The sequence below is a fragment of the Massilia sp. 9096 genome, from assembly GCF_000745265.1.
Lineage (GTDB): Bacteria > Pseudomonadota > Gammaproteobacteria > Burkholderiales > Burkholderiaceae_D > Telluria.
The window spans coordinates 1,664,337-1,686,660 of the sequence record NZ_JQNN01000001.1; the positions used below are offsets into that span (position 1 = coordinate 1,664,337).

Below are 22,324 nucleotides of genomic sequence, written 5' to 3' on the forward strand. Positions count from 1 at the left end.
CTCGTGGGTTCGTGGTCGATCGTAACTTTGGTTGGAAAGCTTTCCATAGCGGCTTCAAAAAAAAGCCGCGGCGCGGCATGACCGGCATGCACGCGTGTTCATGCCGCCTTGCGCCGCTTGCCGGACGCGCGCGCGAGCGAGGCGCGCATCGTCAGGCTGACCGGGAAGTCGCGCATCACCGGGCGACGCAGGTCGTAGCACAGGTTGAGCAGCGCGTTGATCGCGTTCTGCGTCATCTCGCGCCAGGGCATGTGTACCGAGGTCAGGCGCGGTGCCGAGAACGCGGCGCTCGGGGTGTCGTCGTAGCCCAGCACCGACAAGTCGTGCGGCACGCGCACGCCGGCTTCCTGGAAGTAGGACAGCGCGCCCACCGCCATCTCGTCGTTGGCGCAGAACAGCGCCGTGCAATCGAAACCGGAGTCGAGCAGCTGCTTGGCGCAGGCCCAGCCGCCGCCCGGCGAGAAGTCGCTCTCGACGCGCCACACCTGCCCGGGTCCGATGCCTTGTTCCTCGAGCTCGCTCATGAAGCCGGCGATGCGCTCGAGGTTGTCGGCCAGCTGGTGCGGGCCTTCGATCACGGCGATCCGGCGGTGCTCGTGGCCGAGCAGCGCGCGCGCCGCCAGCCGCCCGCCCAGCTCGTGGTCGAGCTTGAAGCACTGGTCGGGGATCGAGTCGAGCATGTGGTTCAGCGCGACCAGCTGGCCGCCCTTGGCGCCCAGCGCCGCCACGTCCTCGTCGCGCAGCGCCCCGCTCATCACCAGCAAGCCGTCGCAGCCGCGTTCGATCAGGAATTCGACGCCCTCGATCGCCTGGCGCCGCTCGTCGCCCAGGCCGGCGCCGAACGCGACCACCATGTGCAGGCCGGCGGTGCGCAGTTCGGCATCCATGATCGACAGGATCGGCGTATAGAACGTGCCGGCAAGGACCGGGATGTAGATGCCGATCATGCGGCTAGAGCCCGAGAGCAGCGTGCGCGCCGCGTGCGACGGCTTGAAGCCCAGCTCGTCGATGGCCTGCTTCACGCGCGCCAGCGTCGCCGGCGACACCGAGCCGCGGCCGCTGACCACGCGCGATGCCGTTCCCAGGCCGACGCCGGCCAGCTTCGCTACGTCCTTGATAGTCGCCACAGGCAGATCCTCAACTCTTCCAGATTCACTCGACACCCGACGCCGGGCATTCGAAACGCGAAGCATACCGCAAGCGCGCCGCCCGTTGTCGATTCCCTACATCGTTTTACATCGGCGCCAGGTCCAGGCGCGTGCCACGCGCGAACGTCACAGGCGCACCCCGCCGGCCGGGTCGAACAGCGAGACCCTGGCCGGGTCGATCGCGAAGCGGACCTGCTGGCCGCGCGCGAACACGCGGCCGTCGTGCTCGAGCGCGCCCAGGGTCTGGGCGCCGCAGCGCAGCCAGACGACCTGGTGGTTGCCCATCGGCTCGACCAGGCTGACCTCGCCCTTCAAAGGCCACTGCGGCCCGGTCCCGATCGTCACGTGCTCGGGCCGCACGCCCAGGACCGCGCGGCGCGTGTGCTGGTCGGGCGCGCAGCAGCCCGGGGCCGGCAGCAGCGAAAGGCCGTCGGCCACGAAGCGTCCCCACCCATCCAGTTCGCCCTCGACGAATCCCATCGGCGGTGCACCGAGGAAGCCGGCCACGAAGCGGTTCGCCGGGCGCGCATACACCTCGGCCGGCGTGCCGACCTGCTGGATGCGGCCCTTTTCCATCACCACGATGCGGCTGGCCAGCGTCATCGCCTCGACCTGGTCGTGGGTCACATAGATCATGGTCGAACCGAGCGTCTGGTGCAACAGCTTGAGTTCGCGCCGCAGCTCGGCGCGCAGCTTGGCGTCCAGGTTCGAGAGCGGCTCGTCGAACAGCAGCACGCGCGCCTGGCGCACCAGCGCGCGCCCGATCGCCACGCGCTGGCGCTGGCCGCCCGAGAGCTGCGCCGGCTTGCGCGCCAGCAGGCTGTCCAGCTGCAGCAGCGCCGCCGCCTCGCGCACGCGCCGCTGCACCTCCTGCCTGGGTGTGCCGGCGATCTTCAAGCCGAACGACATGTTGGCCTCGACGGTCATGGTCGGGTACAGCGCGTACGACTGGAACACCATGCCGATGCCGCGCTCGCTCGGCTCGGCCCAGGTCATGTCGCGCCCGCCGATCTCGATCGCGCCCGAGCGCGCCTCGACCAGGCCGGCGATGCTGTGCAGCAGGGTCGACTTGCCGCAGCCCGAAGGGCCGAGCAGCACCAGGAACTCGCCCGGCTCGACCTGCAGGTCGAGGTCGCGGATGATGCTGCGCCCGCCCAGCTCGATGTTCAGTTTGCTCAGGTTCAGGCTGGGCAGGTTCGCCGCCTGCGGATGCGGGTGGGCCATCGTTCCTCCTTCAGCCTTTGACCGCGCCGGCCGCGATGCCGCGCACGAACCAGCGGCCGGACACGAAATACAGGGTCAGCGGCACCAGCGCGGTGAGGATGGTGGCCGCCATGTCGACGTTGTAGGCGCGCGTGCCGGTGGTGGTGGTGACCACGTTGTTCAACTGCGCCGTCATCGGCAGGTGCTCGCGCCCGGCAAAGGTCAGGCCGAGGATGTAGTCGTTCCACACGCCGGTGACCTGCATGATGGCGGCCACCACCACGATCGGCAGCGACATCGGCAGCATCACGTAGAAGAAGATGCGCCAGAAACCGCCGCCGTCGATGCGCGCCGCCTGGAACAGCTCCTGCGGCACGTTGCAGTAGTAATTGCGGAACAGCAGCGTCATCACCGGCATGCCGAATACAAGGTGCACCACCACGATGGCCGGCAGCGAGCCGAAGATGCCGGCCAGCGCCAGCACCCGCACCAGCGGATAGATCATGACCTGCACCGGGACGAAGGCGCCGGCCATCAGCACCCCGAACAGGACGTTGGCGTAGCGCGGCCGCCAGAACGACAGCGCATAGCCGTTGACCGCCCCCAGCAGGATGGTCAGCACGGTGCTGGGCACGGCGATCGCCACCGAGTTCCAGAAACCCGTGCGCAGGCCGTCGCAGGCGGCGCCGGTGCAGACGCCGCTCCAGGCCTGGCGCCACGGCTCGAACGTGACGGCGTGCGGCAGCGCGAAGACGCCGCCGGCGCGGATCTCCTCCATCGGCTTGAACGAGGCGGCGATCATCACGTACAGCGGCAGCAGGAAGAACAGCGCCGCGCCGATCAGGAAGGCGTACACGCCGATGCGCGCGGGCGTGAGGCGCTTGCGGCGCGCACGCGCGCGCGCAGGAGCAGCGGCCGGGGTGGCCGGGGCGGCGGCTGGCGTGGCGACGGCGGCGGTGGCTGCGACGCTATCGACGGCAGGCGCCGGCGCGGCGACGGGACGCGCGCCCGTGAAGTGATTCATGCAGCCTCCCGGTGACGCTGCGCGTAGGCGCGCGCATACGCATACGGCGCCAGCAGCGCCAGCACCGGCAACAGCAGCACCACCGCGCCGGCCGAGGCCAGCCCGACGTTCGAGCGCAGGAACAGGTGGTCCATGATGAACTTGGCCGGCACCTCGCTGGCGATGCCCGGTCCGCCCTGGGTCATGGCGACCACGGCGTCGAACAGCTTGGCCACGGCGGTGGCCAGCAGCAGCAGCACGGTGGCGATCGTCGGCCACAGCATCGGCAGCACGATCTGCAGGTAGACGCGCCAGGCCGGGATGCCGTCCAGGCGCGCCGCCTTCCAGATCTCGGGGTCGATGCCGCGCAGCCCGGCCAGCACCAGCGCCATCACCAGGCCCGCGGCTTGCCAGACGGTGGCGATGACGACGCAATGGATCGCCATGTCCTGCGAGACGATCCAGTCGAAATGGACGTTCCAGCCGAGCGCGCGCAACGCCGCCTCGATGCCGTCGCCGGGGGTGAGCAGCCATTGCCAGACCACGCCGGTGGCGATGAAGGACATCGCGTACGGGTACAGGAAGATCGTGCGCAGCAGGCCTTCGCCCATCACCTGCTGGTCGATGAAGACCGCCAGCAGGCAGCCGAGCACCAGGCTGGCGGCGACGAACAGCAGCCCGTACACGGCCAGGTTGTGCAGCGACAGCAGCCAGCGCTCGTTGTCGAACAGGCGCTGGTACTGGGCCAGGCCGATGAAGTGCCCGGACGGGAAGGTGCGCGAGCTGGTCAGCGAGATGCGCAGCGTCCACAGCGCTGCGCCGAGGTAGCCGACGATGGCCACCAGCGCCATCGGCAGCAGGGCCAGCTGCGGCGACACGCGCGGCGGGATGCGTGGAAAAATCCGCCGGCTCGGCAAGCGTGGAAGAGAGAACACGGCGCCTCCTTCAATAACGCAGCGCCGAGGCGATGCTCTTTTGCGCGCGCTCGACCGGCATGTTGGTGTTCCAGTAGGCGGTCAGGACGTCCTGCAGCGCGCCATTCTGGTCCGGAGTCAGGTAGACCTCGCTCACGCCGAGCGGCCGGTTCGGGTCGCGCAGGATCGCCATGCCCTTTTGCGCGCACGGGTCCAGGCTCGAGACGTCGGCGTCGAGGCGCACCGGGATCGAACCCTTGAGGCGGCTGAAGGCCAGCTGGACGCCGGGCCGCGCCACCGTCTCGGCCAGCAGGCGCTGGGCGCGCAGCGTCGAGGCGTCGTCGGTCTTCGGGAACACGAACACGTCGCCCTGGATCAGGTAGGGGCTGGCGTCGTTCAGGCCGGCCATGCAGCCGTAGTCGCGCCCCGGTTTCAAGCCGGCCGCGGTGAACTCGCCCTTGGCCCAGTCGCCCATGATCTGCACGCCGGCACGGCCCTGGATCACCAAGGCGGTGGCGTCGTTCCAGTTGCGCCCCGGCGAGGCCGGATCGACGTAGGCCTGCAGGCGCTTGAAGGCCAGCAGCACGCGCCGGAACGCAGGCGAGGCGATCGCGGCCTGGTCGCGGTCGCGGATCACGCGCAGGTACAGCTCGCGACCGCCGAGGTTGGCCAGCACCATCGAAAAGGTCAGGCTGTCCTGCCAGGCCTGGCCGCCGTAGGCCAGCGGGACCAGGCCGGCTGCCTTGAGCTTGTCGAGGTCGGCGAACAATTCGTCCATCGACCGCGGCTCGCGCGCGATGCCGGCGCGGGCGAACGCCGGCTTCGAATACCACAGCCAGGTCTGCATGTGGATGTTGATCGGCGCGGCGTACCAGTGGCCGCGCATCTTGATCACGCCGACGATCGGTTTCGGCAGCAGCCGGTCCCACCCATCGCGCCGCGCGACCTCGTCGACGGTGCCGAGCAGGTCTTCGTCGATGATGTCGACGAACTGCTTGGAAGTGTTGAACTGGGCCGCGGTGGGCGGATTGCCGCCGATGATGCGGTTGACCGTGACCGCGCGCGACTGGTCGCCGCCGGCGATCGCGGTGTCGACCCAGACCCCGCCGGCGCCGCGGTAGGCTTGCGCGACCTCGCGCACGGCGGCCGATTCGCCGCCCGACGTCCACCAATGGATCACCTCGGCCGTCGGCTGCGCCTGGGCGCTGGCGTGGCCGCCGATGGCGAACGCGCACAGACCCGCGCCGAACAGCCGCCTGACTGCTGCGTGCATCCCGTCTCCCTTCGAAAGCCTGTTTGCGGCTTCCTTTTATAATCCGCCGCGTTTCGTTGGAAACGTTACCGGCAGTTGCGACCGACTATAGTCCGCCTGCAATTTAGTGTCAAACAGAAAATTTACCACCATTTTACGATTGAAAATGGGCAAAATGGCGCCGCGGAATACCAAGTCGTCGCCATAACAACACACGAGACCACGATGGGCACCACCGAAATCTTCCTGCTTGCCATGCTGATCATCCTGACCCTGCCGTGGCTGGTCTGGCGCCTCGGCGGCATCGATTACTACGCGCCGCTGGTGGTCGTGCAGATCATCGCCGGGGTGCTGCTCGGCCCCGGCATCCTCGGACGCGCCTATCCGGAGTACTACCGTTTCGTGTTCAATCCGCAGGTGACCGGGGCGCTGAACGGCATCGCCTGGTGGTCGATCATGATCTTCGTGATGATCGCCGGGGTCGAGCTGGACCTGAAGCAGGCCTGGGCGCACCGGCGCGAGAGCCTGGTCACGGCCTCGCTGGCGCTGGGCACCCCGCTGGCCTGCGGCTGCGCCGCCGCGCTGGCGATGCTCGGCGTGATCGAGGGGGCCTGGAAAGGCGGCCATGCCGCCGACTGGCAGTTCGTGCTGGGCGTCGGCATGTCGTGCGCCGTGACCGCGCTGCCGATCCTGATCCTGCTGATGGAAAAGCTCGAGATCCTGCGCGCCCCGATCGGCCAGCGCATCCTGCGCTACGCCAGCCTCGACGACGTGGCGATCTGGGGCGTGCTGGCGCTGATCCTGCTCGACTGGACCCGGGTCGGGCGCCAGCTCGGCTTCCTGCTCGGCTTCGCCGTGGCGGCCTGGCTGGCCCGGAAGATGATGGCGCGCCTCGATGAACGCGACCGCTGGCCGGCGGCGCTGATCTGGCTGGCCGCCTGCGCGTTCGGGGCCGACTGGTCCGGCCTGCACTTCATGGTCGGCGCCTTCCTGGCCGGGGTGGTGATGGATGCGCACTGGTTCGACCGGGCCAGGATGGACGGCCTGCGCCACAACCTGCTGCTCACGCTGATGCCGGTGTATTTCCTCAGCACCGGCCTGCGCACCGGCTGGGAGGGCGGCGGCGCCGCCGTGTTCCTGGCCGCCGGCCTGCTGCTGGCGGCGTCGGTCGCCGGCAAGCTGGGCGGGGTGCACCTGGCCGGGCGCATCCTCGGCTGGGGACCGGGCGAAGCCTCGGTGATCGGCTGGCTGCTGCAGACCAAGGCGCTGATCATGATCATCTTCTCCAACATCCTGCTCGACAAGGGCATCATCACCAGCGCCACCTTCACCGCGCTGCTCCTGATGGCGATCGCCAGCACGATGCTGACCACGCCGGTGGTGGCGCCCAAGTTGCGCCGGGTGCTGCAGCTGGTGGGCAAAGCCGGCTAGGCCTGCAGGCGGTAACCGACCGCGGTCTCGGTGAGCAGATGGCGCGGCTGCGCCGGATCGTCTTCCAGCTTCTGGCGCAGGTGCCCCATGTAGATGCGCACGTAGTGGCCGTTGTCGCCGTTGGACGGCCCCCACACCTCGCGCAGCAGTTGCGGCGCGGTCACGACCCGCCCCATGTTCGCCAGCAGCACGCTCAAGAGCTTGTACTCGGTCGGCGTCAGGTGCACCGGCTGGCCTTCGCGCAGCACCTGGCGCTTGTGCAGGTCGACCTCGACCTTCCCGAACGCCACTTTCGAGGACGCCTCGCCGATCCCCTTGTGCTGGCGCCGCAGCGCCGCGCGCACGCGCGCCAGCAGTTCGCCGATGCCGAACGGCTTGGTCAGGTAGTCGTCGGCGCCGGCGTCCAGGGCGGCGATCTTGTCGCCCTCGTCGATGCGCGCCGACAGCACGATGATCGGCACCGGGCTCCAGCTGCGCACGTCGCGGATCAGCGTGATGCCGTCGCCGTCGGGCAGGCCGAGGTCGAGGATGATCAGGTCGGGCGTGCGCGTGCCGGCGTCGATCAGGCCGCGCCTGAGCGTCTCGGACTGGTGCACTTGCCAGCCCTCGCCTTCCAGCGCCATGCGCACGAAACGGCGGATCTGCGGTTCGTCCTCGACGATCAATGCTACCGGAGAGGTGTCGTTGTTCATTGTTCCTGTGTCTGTGATACGGGATGATTGGCCTGCGCCTCGCCGTCGAGGACGGCCTCCTCGGCGCCCGGCAGCGCCGGCGGCTCGCCCAGCGGCAGGCCGAGCTCGAAGCAGGCGCCGCCCTGCGGCCGGTTGAAGGCGCGCATGCGCCCGCCGTGCGCCTCGACGATGGCGCGGCAGATCGCCAGGCCCAGGCCGACGCCGGCGATGGGCGACTCCTGCTGGCCGCGCACGAATTTTTCGAACAGCGCGTCCTCGCGCCCCGGCGGCAGACCGGGACCGTCGTCGCACACGCGCAAGAGCAGCATGCCGCCGGCCGGTTCCAGCCCGGCCTCGACCTCGATGCAGGCGCCGGCCTGCGTGTACTTGGCGGCGTTCTCGAGCAGGTTGCACAGCACCCGTTCGAGCAGCGCCGCGTCGAAGCGCACCAGCGGCAGGCCGGGCGCGATGCGCGTGCGCACCGTGCGCGCGCCCAGCTGCCAGCGGCACACGCGCACCGCGGCGCCGACCGCTTCCTCGACCAACTGCCATTGCAGGTTCAGCTTGACGCCGCCGCTCTGGATGCGCGCCATGTCGAGCAGGTTGGCGACCAGGGTGACCATGCGGCGCGCCTCGTCGCGCACGGCGGTGGCCAGCTCCATCTGCGCTTCGGCCAGGGGCGGCCTGGACAGTGTGAGCGATTCGGACAGCCCGACCAGGCCGGTCAGCGGCGTACGCAAGTCGTGCGACAGCGCCGCCAGCAGCGAATTGCGCAAGCGCTCGCCTTCCATGCTCACGAGCGCATCCTGGGCCACGTCGACGTAATGCACGCGCTCGAGCGCGATCGCGGCCAGCGCGGCGAAGGCGTCGAGCAGCTCGCGCTGTTCCGGCACCAGCAGCGTGCGCGGCTCGGCGACGCGGATCGCCAGCACGCCGCGGGTGCGCATCGGCGCACGCAGCGGCAGATACACGAAGCCGTTGTTGGGCAGCGTCGCCGTGCCCGCCCCGGCCGCTTCCAGGTGCTCGAACGCCCACTGGGCGGCCGCCATGTCCATCACGGTCAGCGGCACGCCCTCGGGCCAGGCCAGGCGGTTGTCGATCCCGGGCAGCAGGATCAGCGCGCGTCCACCGAAGCTGCGCTCGACGAATTTGCGCGTGATCTCGAACACCTGCTCGAGCTGCAGCGCCACCGACAGCGCACGCGCGAACTCGTACAGCGCGCGCGTGCGCGCCTCGCGTGCGATCGCGGCCTCGGCCTGCTCGCGCAGGCTGGTGGTCAGGCGCGCCGTGATCCAGCCGACCGCCAGCATCACCGCCAGCGCCACCGCATATTTGAATTCGCTCAGGTCGTAGGCGCGGCGCGGCACCGCCAGCACCAGCGCGCCGAAGCCCGCCAGGGTCGCGGCGATCGCGGGTCCGCGCCCGAGCCGGATCGCGACCAGCACCACGCACAGCAGGAACAGCATGGCGACGTTGGCGGCGTCCAGTACCGGCAGCAGCGGCAACGCGACCAGGGCCGTGCCCAGGCTGGCGGCCAGCGCCGCCAGGTAGCGCCGCGGCTGCGCCGGGGCGGCGTCCGCGTTCACGCGCGCGTGCGCGCGTGCGTGGCCGTCCGCACTATCCATCGTGCGCCCATGGTCCGCCGGGGCCGCGACCTCGACGATATCGAGTTGCGGCGCCAGCCGCGCCAGGCGCCGCGCCATCGGCTCCCGCCATGGCGACGGCAGGCGTACGCCGCGCGCGAGCACCACGGTGGCGCAGGCGTGGCGGCGCGCGTAGCTGGCAATGACGGCCGCCGGCTCGTCGCCGTCCAGCACCGAGGTGACCGCGCCGAGCGCCTGCGCCTGGCGCAGCTGTTCGAGCGCCGCCAGGCGCGCCGCTTCGCCGAGCGCGCGCGAACGTGGGCTCTCGACCAGCACCGCGTGCCAGGGCGCGCCGGCCAGGGTCGCCAGCCGCGCCGCGGCGGCCACGACGCGCTGCGCGCCCGCGCCATGGCCGACGCAGGCGAGCAGCGCGGCGCCATCGCGGATGACGGTGTCGGGCTGGGTCGGAGTGCGCTCATGCATGCCGCGATGGTAAGCCATCGGGCGTAAAGGCGGTATAAAAAGATGGCGGCGGCGCGCATCGATGCAGGGCTGCCGCGGCGCGAATTTACACGGCGTTTACACGGCCCTGTCCAGGATTTACGACAATTTTCAGCGCCCTCTTCCATCATGGCCGCCTGTTCCACTACGCCTCGCACCCATGATCACGCAGATTCGCACCGCCCTGCTCGGCCGGCCACTCGACCCGCTCGAACACGAAACCCGCCACAGCCTGACCCTGGTCGCCTTCCTGGCCTGGGTCGGCCTCGGCGCCGATGGTCTGTCTTCCTCGGCCTACGGCCCCGAGGAAGCCTTCAAGGCCCTCGGCGGCCACGCCCACTTCGGCCTGTACCTGGCGCTGGCGACCGCCGCCACCGTCTTCATCATCGCGTTCGCCTACAACCAGGTGATCGAGCTGTTCCCGACCGGCGGCGGCGGCTACCGTATCGCCAGCGTGCTGATCGGGCCGCACGCCGGCCTGGTGTCGGGCGCGGCGCTGATCGTCGACTACGTGCTGACGGTGTCGATCTCGATCGCCGGCGGCGTCGACGCGCTGTTCTCGATGCTGCCGCTCGGCGCGCAGCACTTCAAGCTGGCCACCGAGATGGCGCTGGTCGTGCTGCTGCTGTGGCTGAACCTGCGCGGGGCCAAGGAATCGATCCGCGTGCTGCTGCCGGTGTTCCTCGGCTTCGTGGCCACCCATGCGCTGCTGATCGTCTACGGCATCGCCGCCCACGCCCATGCCCTGCCGGCGCTGTTCCCGGCCACGATGAGCGAAACCACCGCCCTGGCCCACGACAGCGGCTGGGTATTCACGCTGGCCCTGCTGCTGAAAGCCTATTCGATGGGCGGCGGCACCTATACCGGCATCGAGGCGGTGTCGAACAACGTCAATGCGCTGGCCGAGCCGCGCGTGCGCACCGGGCGCGTGACCATGCTGTACATGGCGGTCAGCCTGGCCTTCACGGCCGGCGGCATCATCTTCCTGTACCTGCTGTGGAACGCGGCTCCCGTGGCGGGCCAGACCCTGAACGCGGTGGCGTTCCGGGCGATCCTGGCGCACGCCGGACTGTCCGGCACCGCCCTGGCGGTCGCGCTGGGCGCCACGCTGCTGTTCGAAGCCGGCCTGCTGCTGGTGGCCGCCAACACCGGTTTCCTGGGCGGCCCGGCGGTGCTGGCCAACATGGCCCAGGATTCATGGGTGCCGCACCAGTTCCGCTACCTGTCGAACCGCCTGGTGACCCAGAACGGCGTGCTCTTGATGGGCGTCGCGGCCGGCGCCATGCTGCTGGCCTGCGGCGGCCAGGTCGACCTGCTGGTGGTCCTGTACAGCATCAACGTGTTCCTGACCTTCAGCCTGTCGCTGCTCGGCCTGTGCCGCTACTGGCTGGGCCACCGCGAGCAGCAGGGCTGGCTGCGCCGCCTGCTCCTCTCGAGCCTCGGCCTGCTGGTTACCGCAAGCATCCTGTGCGTGACCGTCGTCGAGAAGTTCCTGCAAGGCGGCTGGGTCACGCTGCTGCTAACCGGCGTGGTGGTGGCCCTGTGCCTGCTGGTGCGCGCGCATTATGCGCACACGCGCGCGCGCATCGCCGAGGTCGACGCGGTGTTCGCGCAGCAGCCGCCGGGCGATTGCACCGACACGCCGGCGCTCGATCCGAGCCGGCCGACCGCCGTGTTCATCGTCGGCAGCTCGCGCGGCGGCGGCCTGCACGCGCTGTTGTGGGTGCAGCGCATGTTCCCCGGCCACTTCCGCAACGTGGTGTTCATCAGCGCGCGCACGGTCGACGCCCAGGCCTATGGCGGCGATGGCGAGATCGAGCGCCTGCGCGCCAGCGCCACGGCGACGCTGGACGGCTTCGTCGCCTTCTGCCGCAGCCATGGCATCCCGGCGGCCTCGCGCCTGGCCTTCGGCACCGATGCGATCGAAACGCTCACCGGGATGTGCCGCGATTTGAGCAACGAGTATCCGAACGCCGTGTTCTTCACCAGCCGCCTGGTGTTCAGCCGCGACAACCTGCTCACGCGCCTGCTGCACAACCAGGCCGCGCTGGCGATCCAGCGGCGGCTGCACTTCGACGGGCTGCAGATGGTGATCTTGCCGATGAAAGTCTGACGCGGGCCCGGGCGCCGGCGACGGTGGCGGCCGCGCAGGGTGTCGAAGCGGCGATGCACGTTGCCCAGCGGGAACCACTACAAGTACAATGGACGCCTCCCGGCCTTTGCGCCGCCGCCCTCACCGTCCGCCATGCCCGCACCAGCGCCATCCCGATGAAAGCCCGCACCACCCTGATCCTGATGGCGGTGGCGATCCTGGTGCCGGCGGCGCTGATCATGGCGGCCGGCCTGCACATGCTGCTGCAGTGGGAACGCGAGTCGCGCCTGCGCGGCGTCGAGGAAGCCGCGCGCGCCACCGCGCTGCTGGTCGACCGCGAGATCGCCGTGGCCGACGCCTCGCTGCGCGGCATCGTCAATTCCGAAGCGCTGGCGCACGGCGACTTCGCCCGGCTGCACCGCGAGGCGCGCACCATGAACCAGGGTTCGCTGAGCTGGACGCTGCTCTCCAACGAAGCGGGCGAGCCGCTGTTCAATACACTGGCGCCGTTCGGCAGCGCGCTGCCGCACCGCCGCTCGACCTGGGCGCTTCAGACCTTCGCCTCGGGGCGCACCCACGTCTCGGGCTACTTCATCGGCAACCTGACGCGGCGCGGCCAGATCTCGGTCGACGTCCCGGTGACGCTGCCCGATGCGCGCCGCTACGTGGTCAGCCAGCTGTTCGACGCGCGCTACTTCCAGCGTACCTTCGACACGGGTTCGATCGGCCCGGACTGGATCGTCACGATCTTCGACGCCAACGGGGTCTCTCTGGCGCGCAACCTGAGCGCCGCCGATTACGTCGGCAAGCCGGTGCGCGGACCGCTGTATGCGGCCGCGCGCGCGCACGAAGCCGGCCGCCTGCGCCTGGCCACGCGCGACGGCGTCGACGTCTACAGCGTGTACCGGCGCGCGCCCCTGAGCGGCTGGACGGTTGCGATCGGGGTGCCGGTCGACGAGATCGAAGCGCCGGCGCGCACCGCCACGCTGTTCGCGGCGCTGTCGATGCTGGCCCTGATGGGCCTGGCCATCGGCATCGCCGTGTTCCTGGCCAAGCGCCTGTCGTTCGGGCTGGGCCAGGCCCAGGACGCGGCGCGCCTGCTGGGCGCCGGCGCACCCGCGGACCCGATGCCGCCGGCGCGCCCGAGCGGCGTGCGCGAGATCGACGGCCTGCTGGCCGACCTGGCCCGCAGCAGCGAGGCGCTCTCGCGCGAGCGCGACGCGCGCGAACGCCTCGAGCGCGAACGCGCAGGCCTTCTGCAGGCCGAACAGGCCGCGCGCCGCCTGGCCGAAGCCCAGAGCCAGGCCAAGGACCAGTTCCTGGCGATGCTGGGGCACGAGCTGCGCAATCCGCTGGCGGCGATCGCCGGGGCGCTGGCGGTGACCGACATGGCGGCGGCCAGGCCCGAGCTGCTCGCGCACGCACGCGAAATCAGCCGGCGCCAGCTGCGCCACCTGACCCGCATCGTCGACGACCTGCTGGACATGCGCCGCATCGTGTCCGGCAAGGTGGTGCTGGACAAGCGTCGGCTGGACGCCGGCGCCCTGCTGCGCCAGTGCGTGGCGGCCAGGACCGTGGTCGACGCCGGCGCCCACGCCTGGCAGGTCGACGTTCCCGAGCTGGCGCCGCTGCACGTGCAGGCCGACGAGACGCGCCTGGGCCAGATCTTCGACAACCTGCTGCACAACGCGATCAAGTACACGCCGCAAGGCGGCGCGATCAAGGTGCGCGCCTGGCGCGAGGTCGAGGCGGTGGTGATCGAGATCGCCGACACCGGTGTCGGCATCGCCGCCGAGACGCTGCCGCAGATTTTCGAACCGCTGGTGCAGGGGCCGACCGGGATCGACCGCGCCCAGGGCGGCCTCGGCCTCGGCCTGGCGCTGGTACGCGAACTGAGCGCCCTGCACGGCGGCAGCGTGGCGGCCCACAGCGACGGTCCGGGGCAAGGCTGCGTGTTCACGCTGCGCCTGCCGCCGGCGGCGGCCTGACATCGCGCTACCCGGTTCAGGTACTTTCGCGCGCGCGCAGCGTGAAGCCGAGATCGATGCGGCGCTGCGCCGGCGCGCGCCCCTCGATCGCCTGCAGCAGCAGCGAGGCGGACTCGAAGCCGATGCGGTAGCGCGGGGTCTCGACCGTCGTCAGCGACGGCACCATCCAGGCCGAGGCCGACAGGTCGTTGAAGCCGGCCACCGCCAGCTGGCGCGGAATCGCGATGCCCTGGCGCTGGCAGTGGAACACCGCGCCGTAGGCCAGGTCGTCGTTACAGCAGAACACGGCGTCGCAGTCGGGGATGCGTTCGAGCACCTGGCGCGTCAGCTCGGCGCCGAGCGCGATGGTCGAGCGCTCCGGCACCATCAGCTCGAGGCGCGCGTCGAACAGGCCGGCGGCGCGCATCGCCTCGCGATAACCGTCGGCGCGGCGCAGCGTGCGCTCGTCGAGCTGGGCGGCGATGAAGGCGATGCGCCGGTAGCCGCGCCCGAGCAGGTGCTCGGTCATCGCCATGCCGGCGGCATCCTGCGAAAAGCCGACCGACATGCGCGCCGTGTCGTCGGCCAGGTCCATCATCGACACGATCGGCACGCGCGAGCCGGCCAGCGTGCGCTCCACCGCCTCGCTGTGGTTCAGGTTCGAGAGCAGGATGCCGTCCGGGTTCGACTGCATGTAGATGCCCAGCAGCTTTTCCTCCTCGGCTTCGGAATACAGCGTATTGCCGATCAGGAGCTGGTACTGGCTGGCTTCGATCGCGTCGTGGATGCCGTCGAGTAACTCGCTGAACACGGCGTTCGACAGCGACGGCACCAGCACCGCGATCACCCGCGACTGGGACGACGCCAGCGCCCGCGCCGCCCGGTTCGGCACGTAGCCGAGCTGCACGACCGCCTGTTCGACCCGGGTGCGGGTGCCCTCCGACACCAGTTGCGGCTGGCTCAGCGCACGCGACGCCGTCATCGTGGATACCCCGGCGAGCACCGCCACTTCCTCGAGGGTGGTGCGTCCGGTCCCCCTTGCTTTTCCTGCGCTGGAACGAGTCATTGTTTTTGTCTTTTTCGTTGCTGGCTTGAAATCGAGCCGAACCGGGATTGCGCCATGGATCGGACGGATTGTCAATATATTAGCGTTTCTTCCATCCGGCAATTCCGTACGCGCGGTCCTACAGCACCCTGCAGGATCGTCCGATTGCCGATCGCGGCCAAGGGCCTACCATGTGAATTTCTGAATGAGCCAAGGAGACGATGATGCCAAGCAATCAGGAATACAAGGGCAAGGGCATGAAGGGCCGCAACTATGACGAGCTGAGCGGCGTCGGCACCAGCAGCGCCGGGGTCGACGGCACTACCGGCAACCTCGACGATGGCGGCCGCGACGGTGGCGTCGGCACGCCCGACATGGCCGACTCCGGCAACCTGCAGCAACAGGTCGGCCAGCCGGGCGGCACCCCGGCGCAGGGCGACTCGGTGCGCAGCCAAGGCCACCGCCAGGGCGACGGCCAGCAGCAGCAGCAGCCGCAGCCGGGCGGGGAAGGCGGCTCGCAGCAGGGCCAGCAGGACGGCCAGAGCGAGCAGGCCGACGCGCTGCGCGGCGGCCAGGGCGACCGCCAGCTGGGCGAGCGCCAGTCCAGCCAGGACGAAGTCGGCACTGCCCGTCCGCGCAACGATCCGACGCCGAACGGCTGAATCCGGCCGAGGCGGTTCTGACGATGTTGTAGGTCCGCATCATTGGCCTAGGCGTTGCCCGTCGGAACGATATAATGCATCGTGCATAAAGCGTCCCGCCTCCCTGCGGGGCGCGCTTCGTTCCGACCGGACCCCATGAGCAACAGCCCGTCGCCCCGCATCGCCGCCGATATCGGCGAACCCCACCACGCCTGCACCCTGCTGCGCCAGTCGCGCGCGCGTCTCGACGCCATGCTCGAGACGATCGGGGACGCGTTTTTCGCGCTCGACCACGATTGGCGCATCACCTACGCCAACCGCAAGGCCGCCGCTTTCGTCGGCCTGGACCTCGAGGCGAGCCTGGGCCGTGGGCTGCTCGAGGAGTTCGGCCGGCCGATCCGGGTGTCGGTGAACGTTTCGGCGCGCCAGCTGTGCCAGGGCGGCCTCGTCGGCGAGGTGCGCGCCGCGCTCGAGGCGACCGGCCTGGCGCCGGCTTGCCTCGAGCTGGAGCTGACCGAAAGCGCGCTGATCGAAAACGTCGAGCGCGCCGCCGCCATGCTGGGCGAATTAACCGCGCTCGGCATCAAGCTTGCGCTGGACGACTTCGGCACCGGCTACTCGGGCCTGGCCTACCTGCGCCGCCTACCGATCGACGTGCTCAAGCTCGACCGCTCCTTCGTGCTGGGCGACGACGGCCGCATCGGCGCCTTCGATTTCATCAAGGCCTTCGTCGACATGGCGCATGCACTGCGCATGGCCGTGGTGGCCGAGGGGGTCGAGACCCGGGCCGTGCTCGAGTTTCTGCGCGCCGCCAATTGCGACGAAGTGCAGGGTTACCTGCTGGCGCGTCCGATGCCGCCCGATAAGCTGCGCGCCTTACTTGCCCAGAGTGTTAGTCTGTCGTCAATTTCGTGACGCGCGAGCGCGGAAGGGCACGGTTATACTCGCCGCATAACATTGTGCGCAAGGTAAAGGTTTGACCTGCCTGGCCACGCGCCTCAGCGCCCGCACGGCGCGATGACAACGACAAGCAAGGCCATGAGAATCAGCAAGGAAAAGGCTGCAGAAAACCGTAGCGCCCTGATCAGGGCTGCCAGCAAGCTGTTTCGCGAGCGCGGCATCGACGGTGTCGGTGTCGCCGAGATCAGCAAGGAAGCCGGGCTGACCCACGGCGCCCTCTACGCCCACTTCAAATCCAAGGAAGAGCTGGCGCTCGAAGCGCTGTCGTACGGCTTCGAGCAGACGCAGGCGCGCATGTTCGCCAGCACCGTCGACGGCATGCCGGACCTGGCCGCCTATCTCGACTACTACCTGTCCATCGAGGACCGCAACGACTACGCCGCACGCTGCCCGATGTCGGCCGCGGCCAGCGAGATCGGCCGCCAGGACCGCGCCCTCAGCGTGCGCTTCACCGAGGGCTATATGGTGATGGTGCGCGCGTTCGAGCGCCAGATCGCGGCCAACCAGCCCGGCACCGATGCGCTGACGCGCGCGATGGTGGTGGTGGCGACCATGATCGGCAGCGTTTCGGTGGCGCGCGGCGTGGCCAAGGCGAATCCGGCGCTGTCCGAGCAGATGCTCAAGGCGGCGCGCCAGATGCTCGACGAGATCATGTTCGCCGGCGACCAGGCCGCGCCGTGCGGCGAGATCGCGTCCGACGCGAGCTGAGCCCGGGCTCGGCCGGGGATGAAAAGCGGTCGATAAACACGTGGTCGAAAAAAAGGCCGGCATCCACGGATGCCGGCCTTTTTTTCGCATGGGCCGCCGCAGGGCGGGCGACGGCGCGGGTTTACTTGGTCACCGCGATCGGCGTGCGGTGGCCGCCCTTGAACGTGTACAGCGTGATCACGCCATCGCGGATGTCGCCGTGGGCGTCGAAGGCGATGCTGCCGGTCACGCCCTTGTACTGGGTTTTGGCCAGCAGCGGCAGGTACTTGGCCGGATTGCTCGAGCCGGCCTTGTTCATCGCCTCGGCGATCACCATCACCGCGTCGTACGAATACGGCGCGATGATCTGCACGTCGATCCCGAAGCGCTTGCGGTAGGCCGCGCGGAAGTTGTCCAGCGCCGCCTTGCCGGCATCCTCGACGCCGCCGGCCTCGGCGCAGACGACCTGGCCGTCGGTCATGGTGCCGCCCGACAGCTTGAAGATCTCGTCCGAGCAGATGCCGTCGCCGCCCATCATGCGCACCTTGATGCCGAGCTGCTTCATCTGGCGCAGCATCGGACCGGCCACCGCATTCATGCCGCCGAAAAACACCAGGTCGGGGTTGGCCGCGCGCACGCGCGTCAGGATCGCCGAGAAGTCGGTCGCGCGGTAGTCGGTGAATTCCTTGGCCACCACGCTCGCGCCCTGCTGGCGCAGGCCGTTGGCGAACTCGGTGGCCAGGCCCTGGCCATAGGCGGTGCGGTCGTCGATGACGGCGACGCGCTTGACGTTCAGGCTCTTGACCGCGTAGCGGCCCAGCGCGCGGCCGAGCTGGATGTCGTTGGCGACCACGCGGAAGGCGGTGGCGAAACCCTGGCGCGTGTATTGCGGGCTGGTCGCCGACGGCGAGATCTGCGGGATGCCGGCGTCGCTGTAGATCTTCGAGGCGGGAATGGTGGTGCCCGAGCCTTCATGGCCGATCACGCCGTTGACCCGGGCGTCGACCAACTTTTGCGCCACCGCGGTGGCCTGCTTGGGGTCGCTGGCGTCGTCTTCGCCGATCAGCTGCCAGGTGACCTTCTTGCCGCCGATCGTCGCGCCGCGCGCGTTGAGCGCTTCGATCGCCATGCGCGCGCCATTCTCGCTGTCCTTGCCAAAGTAGGCGACCGGGCCGCTCATGTCGGCGGCATGGCCGATCCTGACCACTTCCTGAGCCGTGGCCGGCGCACTCGCAACGCCGGCGAACGCCAGGCCAATCCACAGCAAACCGTGCTTCTTCATTCCATCCTCATCTAATTCGGTGATTCTTTATGCCAAAAACGTTAGATTACCGTGGTTCGATGTAACTAACAAGTATTGCCGGGCGACCGCCGGTTTCGGGCGCGATGCGATGTTGCCCAGCCGCCGCCCGCATGACCGCTCGGCTTGGCGACGCGCTCGCGCGCGTGGATGCGTTTGATATATCTCAATCGATAGGCTCTGCATTTCCGCGATCATGTCATGCGTGGAGCATGGCAAACAGCCGGAGGCAGCATGTACAAACGCATCTTATTGCCGACCGACGGGTCCGCGGCATCGCAGCGCGCGATCCTGGCCGGCGTCGCCTTCGCCCGCGAGATCGGCGCCGACGTCGTCGGCCTGCACGTCACGCCCGCCTTCCATGTGCTCACCGCGAACAGCGCGATGCTGCAGGACACGCCCGAGCAATACGCCGCCGTCAGCGCCGCGCACGCGCGCAAGGTGCTCGCCGATGTCGAACGCGCCGCGGTCGATGCCGGCGTAGCTTGCCGGCTCGAGCATGCCGTCTCGGACGATGTCTACGACGCCATCATCGAGACCGCAAGCCGGCTCGATTGCGACCTGATCGCCATGGCCTCGCACGGGCGGCGCGGCCTGCGCGGACTGCTGCTGGGCAGCGAGACACAGAAGGTGCTGGTGCACAGCGCGATTCCGGTGCTGGTACAGCGCTGAGCCAGGTCGCGGCGGCACGGGCAGACGATGTACCGGCGCATCCTGGTGCCGACCGACGGGACCGAGCTGTGCAGCCTGGCGCTCGATACCGCGCTCGAGCTCGCCCGAATCGGCGGCGGCGCAATCGTCGGGTTGCATGCCTGTCCGCTGGACGACCCGGCCACACCGCCGGCTGGCACGGTCGACCCGGCGCTGGCGGCCTGGTGTCACGAGCGCGAGCAGCAGGCCCGCGACGCACTCGCTTACGTGCGCCGCCGCGCCGACGACGCCGGGGTCCCGTGCGAAACGGTGCTGGCGGCCGAAGCCGCGCCGTTCGAGGCGATCGAACGGATCGCCCGCGAACACGGCTGCGACCTCGTGGTCATGGCCGCACACGCGCGCCGCGGCCTGCGCGCGCGGCTGCTCGGCGGCGAGACCGAAAAACTGCTCGCGCACGGCACCGTGCCGCTTTTGATCGTGCGCTGACGACGTGCTGAAGATGGGCCGGCGATGCCCTCAACCGCTCAGCGCTTGGGCGTGCTCAGCATATCCAGCAACTGCATGTCGACCGGATCGGCCAACAGGGCCGGCGCGGCCTCGGCGAATTCGCGCATGTAGGGCATCTGCAGATGCTGGTCGAGCGCGCTGCGGCCGGTCCAGTATTCGACCATCACGAAGGTGGCCGGGTCGGACTGTCGCTGGTTGAGATCGTAGCTGATGCAACCGGTCTCGGTGCGGGTGTAGCCGACCAGGGTCGTGAGATAGTTCTTGAGTTCGGCTTCCTTGCCGGGCTTGGCGCGCAGGGTGGCGATAACGGTCAAAATGGCCATGCTGATCCTTGAAAGGTCAAAAGCGCGAGTGTAGTCGATTTTGCAATCGGCGTCAGACGGCGCGCCGGCCGAGTGCCTGCAGGCGGCGGCGCCAGCGCGTCACCTGCTCGGCGCTCATGCTGGTCGCGCTGCCGACCACGGTCGAGCGTACCCGCGTGGCGCCGGCTATGCCGAGTATGTGGCGGCGCATCGGCTTCAGGCTGTAGGCGCCGCTCAGCCAGCGGTAGGCCAGCGGTAGGCCAGGCCCGGCATGCCGGTGCTGATCACCAGGCGCGCGCTGCGTCCTTGCAGCAGCCGGGTCGGGACCGGCTTGCCGTCCACCATCGTGACGAACATGCGGGGCCGCGCCACCTGTTCCAGGAAGCCTTCGAGCATGGCCGGCATGTCGCCCAGCCAGAGCGGATAGACGAACACCAGGTGGTCGGCGCGCCGGATCGACTCCTGGGCCGCGCACAGCTGCGGCGGCAGCGTGCCGTGTTCCCACTCGGCGCGGCTGGACAGCAGTGGAAAGCGCAGGTGCGCCGGTTCGATCAGCTCGACGTCGTGCCCCGCCGCGCGCGCGCCCTCGGCATACGCCTGGACCAGCGCGTGGCACAGATGATAGCGCTGGCGATCGGGATGGCCCTGGACGACCAGGACCATCGGTACCCCTAAACGTTGAAGTGACGCTGAGCGTAGCTGGGATCGCAAATCGGTTATCGATTGGAATCAATACTTTCCTGCAGACGAATGCTACAGAGACCCGCACAATGTCCGAACTCTTTGGACCCAGGCCGGTCAATCATCGGCGCAGTCCACCGCGCCCGCAACCGGAGCCCCCGCTTGAAAGCCGAACACGTCCACAGCCGCACCCCACGCACCGTCTGCGCCGCGCTGTGCCATGCCGGGCGCAGCCTGTGCAACCGGCTCTAGCGCATGGCCGCTTTGCCGGACGACGCGTTCTGCCAGGATTTCGCCAACGTCGTCGCGGCGGTCTAGGCCGGGTTCCGCCACGAGGAACTCGTCATGGAAATGCTGGGCTACGATCACTTGCGCGAGCAGCGCGCGGAAAACGCCGTGATCCTGCGCGCCCTGCACCGGGCCATGCCCGCGGTCGACGGCGGCGACTGCGCGCTGGGCCGGCAACTGGTGGCGGCATTGCGCGACGTGCTCGACCTGCACCGCCTGAGCGCCGACCTGGCGCTCGCGTTCGGCGCAACCGCAGCCGGCGCGCGCGCCGTCACGCGCGTACGCGGGCGCGCCGCGCGCGCAACCCAGCACGTGGCCGCGCGGCCCCGGCCGCTGCATTAGCGCGCGCCACGCCAGCCGCACGGGACGCCGGCACGGGCCGTCCTCGCCATGCGGCAGGCTCGGCGCTACACTAGCGCCATGAGAATAGCCGTTGCGCCCCGCCATCGCCGCCTCGTCGCGCTGTGCGGATTATCCGCCGCCATCCACCTGCTGCTGCTCGACCTTGCCGCGAGGCCTCGCGCCGACGGCCGCTCGGCCGGTGTCGGGCCGAGCGCGCCCCTGGTCGTACGGCTGGCCGCCCCGCCCTCCCCGGCGCCGGCCGCGTCCGCGCCGTCCGCACCGGCGCCACCGGTCCCCGCGCCGGCCGTACAGGCCACGGCCAGAGCGGCGCCTGCGCCCTCGCCCGTACCGGCGCCCGCCGCCTCCGCGCTCGCTGCGCCAGCGTCGGCACCCGCCCTTCCGCGCCCGCTGCGCCCCCGACCGTGCCCGCCGCTGCGCCCGGCGGCGAACCGGGCGCCCAGCCGCTGCCGTTCGATACGCTGTCACTGCGGCCCCACTACCAGATCGCGCCGCCCGGCTCGCTGCGACTGGTGTACCAGGTCAGCGCCGGCGCAACGCCGGGCTCTTCCGGGCAGGCCGCCTACCTCGACTGGCGCTCCGACGGCAGCAGCTACACGCTGGACATGGATGGAGTGCTGGGGCGCCACTCGAGCAGCGGCATCATCGGCGACGATGGCATCGTCCCGCAACGGGCGCGCGAACAGCAGGGCGATCGCACGCTGGACACGACCTTCGACCCGCTCAGGCGGCGGGTCACGCTGGCCGACGGCGCCGAGGCCGTGGCGCAGCCCGGCACGCTCGACGACGCCATGGTGTGGGTCTGGCTGGCGAGCGTCGCCGCCGCCGCCGCGAATCAGCTGGGCAGCGGCATCGGCGTGACCGTCGCCGACGCCCGCGGCGTGCATCCGCTGCGCCTGGACGTGGTCGGCGAGGAAGACGTGGAAACCGGCCTGGGCCGTATCAAGAGCTGGCACCTGGCCCAGGTTGCGCCGCCCGGCGAGACGCGCCTGGACGCCTGGCTGGCGCCGGCGCAAGACTGGCTGCCGGTCCAGCTGCGGATCACGCGTCCGGACGGCAGCGTGGCGACCCAGGTCCTGCAGCGGCGCGATGCCGCAGGTGCACGCTGACGCGCCGCGCGCTTCGCCCGAGGTGCGA

Annotated in this window: 22 protein-coding genes; 10 read left to right on the plus strand and 12 right to left on the minus strand. The window is 69.8% G+C overall.

Annotated features, from left to right (window positions below; all coding sequences use genetic code 11):
* Window positions 1-98: 98 nt before the first annotated feature.
* From FA90_RS07220 to FA90_RS07240, 5 genes are all read right to left on the minus strand, one after another.
* Window positions 99-1,127: a LacI family DNA-binding transcriptional regulator gene (locus FA90_RS07220; protein ID WP_036167403.1), complete on the minus strand. Its 1,029-nt coding sequence runs from the start codon at window positions 1,125-1,127 to the stop codon at window positions 99-101.
* 147 nt (window positions 1,128-1,274) lie between these two features.
* Window positions 1,275-2,372, minus strand: a complete 1,098-nt coding sequence (locus tag FA90_RS07225) for an ABC transporter ATP-binding protein (protein WP_051971536.1) — start codon at window positions 2,370-2,372, stop codon at window positions 1,275-1,277.
* A gap of 10 nt (window positions 2,373-2,382) precedes the next feature.
* Window positions 2,383-3,375 carry a carbohydrate ABC transporter permease gene (locus tag FA90_RS07230; RefSeq protein ID WP_081933712.1) on the minus strand — a complete coding sequence of 331 codons (993 nt, stop codon included), beginning with the start codon at window positions 3,373-3,375 and terminating at the stop codon, window positions 2,383-2,385.
* Window positions 3,372-4,205 (minus strand): carbohydrate ABC transporter permease, encoded by an 834-nt coding sequence (locus FA90_RS07235; RefSeq protein WP_051972129.1) that lies wholly within the window; start codon window positions 4,203-4,205, stop codon window positions 3,372-3,374. Before FA90_RS07235 ends, FA90_RS07230 begins: the two co-directional genes overlap by 4 nt.
* Before the next feature lie 94 nt (window positions 4,206-4,299).
* Window positions 4,300-5,541: an ABC transporter substrate-binding protein gene (locus FA90_RS07240; RefSeq protein ID WP_036167405.1), complete on the minus strand. Its 1,242-nt coding sequence runs from the start codon at window positions 5,539-5,541 to the stop codon at window positions 4,300-4,302.
* A gap of 204 nt (window positions 5,542-5,745) precedes the next feature.
* On the opposite strand from FA90_RS07240, the gene FA90_RS07245 reads away from it, so the two are divergent.
* A complete protein-coding gene (locus tag FA90_RS07245) occupies window positions 5,746-6,951 on the plus strand; it encodes a cation:proton antiporter (protein ID WP_036167408.1) in 1,206 nt (401 codons plus the stop codon).
* Here the strand turns inward: FA90_RS07245 and kdpE are convergent.
* Both kdpE and FA90_RS07255 read right to left on the minus strand, forming a co-directional pair.
* Window positions 6,948-7,643, minus strand: a complete 696-nt coding sequence (gene kdpE, locus FA90_RS07250) for a two-component system response regulator KdpE (RefSeq protein WP_036167411.1) — start codon at window positions 7,641-7,643, stop codon at window positions 6,948-6,950. The genes FA90_RS07245 and kdpE overlap by 4 nt on opposite strands.
* Window positions 7,640-9,688 (minus strand): ATP-binding protein, encoded by a 2,049-nt coding sequence (locus FA90_RS07255; RefSeq protein ID WP_156116620.1) that lies wholly within the window; start codon window positions 9,686-9,688, stop codon window positions 7,640-7,642. Before FA90_RS07255 ends, kdpE begins: the two co-directional genes overlap by 4 nt.
* 178 nt (window positions 9,689-9,866) lie before the next feature.
* On the opposite strand from FA90_RS07255, the gene FA90_RS07260 reads away from it, so the two are divergent.
* Together FA90_RS07260 and FA90_RS07265 are read left to right on the plus strand one after the other, a co-directional pair.
* Entirely contained in the window at window positions 9,867-11,819 is a 1,953-nt protein-coding gene (locus FA90_RS07260; RefSeq protein ID WP_036167414.1) for an APC family permease, read from the plus strand.
* A 155-nt stretch (window positions 11,820-11,974) separates the two neighbouring features.
* Entirely contained in the window at window positions 11,975-13,786 is a 1,812-nt protein-coding gene (locus FA90_RS07265) for an ATP-binding protein (RefSeq protein ID WP_051971538.1), read from the plus strand.
* A 16-nt stretch (window positions 13,787-13,802) separates the two neighbouring features.
* Here the strand turns inward: FA90_RS07265 and FA90_RS07270 are convergent, their stop codons facing one another.
* Window positions 13,803-14,831 carry a LacI family DNA-binding transcriptional regulator gene (locus FA90_RS07270; RefSeq protein ID WP_036167417.1) on the minus strand — a complete coding sequence of 343 codons (1,029 nt, stop codon included), beginning with the start codon at window positions 14,829-14,831 and terminating at the stop codon, window positions 13,803-13,805.
* Between the two features lie 200 nt (window positions 14,832-15,031).
* Between FA90_RS07270 and FA90_RS07275 the strand changes: the two genes are divergently transcribed.
* From FA90_RS07275 to FA90_RS07285, 3 genes are all read left to right on the plus strand, one after another.
* Window positions 15,032-15,472 (plus strand): hypothetical protein, encoded by a 441-nt coding sequence (locus FA90_RS07275; protein ID WP_036167420.1) that lies wholly within the window; start codon window positions 15,032-15,034, stop codon window positions 15,470-15,472.
* A 135-nt stretch (window positions 15,473-15,607) separates the two neighbouring features.
* Window positions 15,608-16,366 carry an EAL domain-containing protein gene (locus FA90_RS07280; RefSeq protein WP_036167423.1) on the plus strand — a complete coding sequence of 253 codons (759 nt, stop codon included), beginning with the start codon at window positions 15,608-15,610 and terminating at the stop codon, window positions 16,364-16,366.
* 123 nt (window positions 16,367-16,489) lie between these two features.
* Window positions 16,490-17,119 carry a TetR/AcrR family transcriptional regulator gene (locus FA90_RS07285; protein ID WP_051971539.1) on the plus strand — a complete coding sequence of 210 codons (630 nt, stop codon included), beginning with the start codon at window positions 16,490-16,492 and terminating at the stop codon, window positions 17,117-17,119.
* Window positions 17,120-17,240: 121 nt separating this feature from the next.
* On the opposite strand, the gene FA90_RS07290 is transcribed toward FA90_RS07285, so the two are convergent.
* Window positions 17,241-18,380 carry a branched-chain amino acid ABC transporter substrate-binding protein gene (locus FA90_RS07290; protein WP_036167425.1) on the minus strand — a complete coding sequence of 380 codons (1,140 nt, stop codon included), beginning with the start codon at window positions 18,378-18,380 and terminating at the stop codon, window positions 17,241-17,243.
* A 252-nt stretch (window positions 18,381-18,632) separates the two neighbouring features.
* On the opposite strand from FA90_RS07290, the gene FA90_RS07295 reads away from it, so the two are divergent.
* Window positions 18,633-19,070, plus strand: a complete 438-nt coding sequence (locus FA90_RS07295) for a universal stress protein (protein ID WP_036167428.1) — start codon at window positions 18,633-18,635, stop codon at window positions 19,068-19,070.
* Between the two features lie 27 nt (window positions 19,071-19,097).
* Complete coding sequence (locus FA90_RS07300; protein WP_036167431.1) at window positions 19,098-19,535, plus strand: universal stress protein; 438 nt, start codon at window positions 19,098-19,100, stop codon at window positions 19,533-19,535.
* A gap of 38 nt (window positions 19,536-19,573) precedes the next feature.
* On the opposite strand, the gene FA90_RS07305 is transcribed toward FA90_RS07300, so the two are convergent.
* From FA90_RS07305 to FA90_RS07310, 3 genes are read right to left on the minus strand one after another with little or no spacing between them, the layout of a single operon-like run.
* Window positions 19,574-19,879 carry a putative quinol monooxygenase gene (locus FA90_RS07305; RefSeq protein WP_036167433.1) on the minus strand — a complete coding sequence of 102 codons (306 nt, stop codon included), beginning with the start codon at window positions 19,877-19,879 and terminating at the stop codon, window positions 19,574-19,576.
* Between the two features lie 52 nt (window positions 19,880-19,931).
* Window positions 19,932-20,069, minus strand: coding sequence for a hypothetical protein (locus FA90_RS27185; RefSeq protein WP_239700579.1), 138 nt, complete (start codon window positions 20,067-20,069; stop codon window positions 19,932-19,934).
* Window positions 20,070-20,092: 23 nt separating this feature from the next.
* Entirely contained in the window at window positions 20,093-20,521 is a 429-nt protein-coding gene (locus FA90_RS07310; RefSeq protein ID WP_239700581.1) for an NAD(P)H-dependent oxidoreductase, read from the minus strand.
* Window positions 20,522-20,884: 363 nt separating this feature from the next.
* Between FA90_RS07310 and FA90_RS07320 the strand changes: the two genes are divergently transcribed.
* Window positions 20,885-21,169, plus strand: a complete 285-nt coding sequence (locus FA90_RS07320) for a hypothetical protein (RefSeq protein WP_156116622.1) — start codon at window positions 20,885-20,887, stop codon at window positions 21,167-21,169.
* Window positions 21,170-21,591: 422 nt separating this feature from the next.
* A complete protein-coding gene (locus FA90_RS07325; RefSeq protein ID WP_036167438.1) occupies window positions 21,592-22,296 on the plus strand; it encodes a DUF3108 domain-containing protein in 705 nt (234 codons plus the stop codon).
* The last annotated feature ends 28 nt before the right edge of the window (window positions 22,297-22,324 follow it).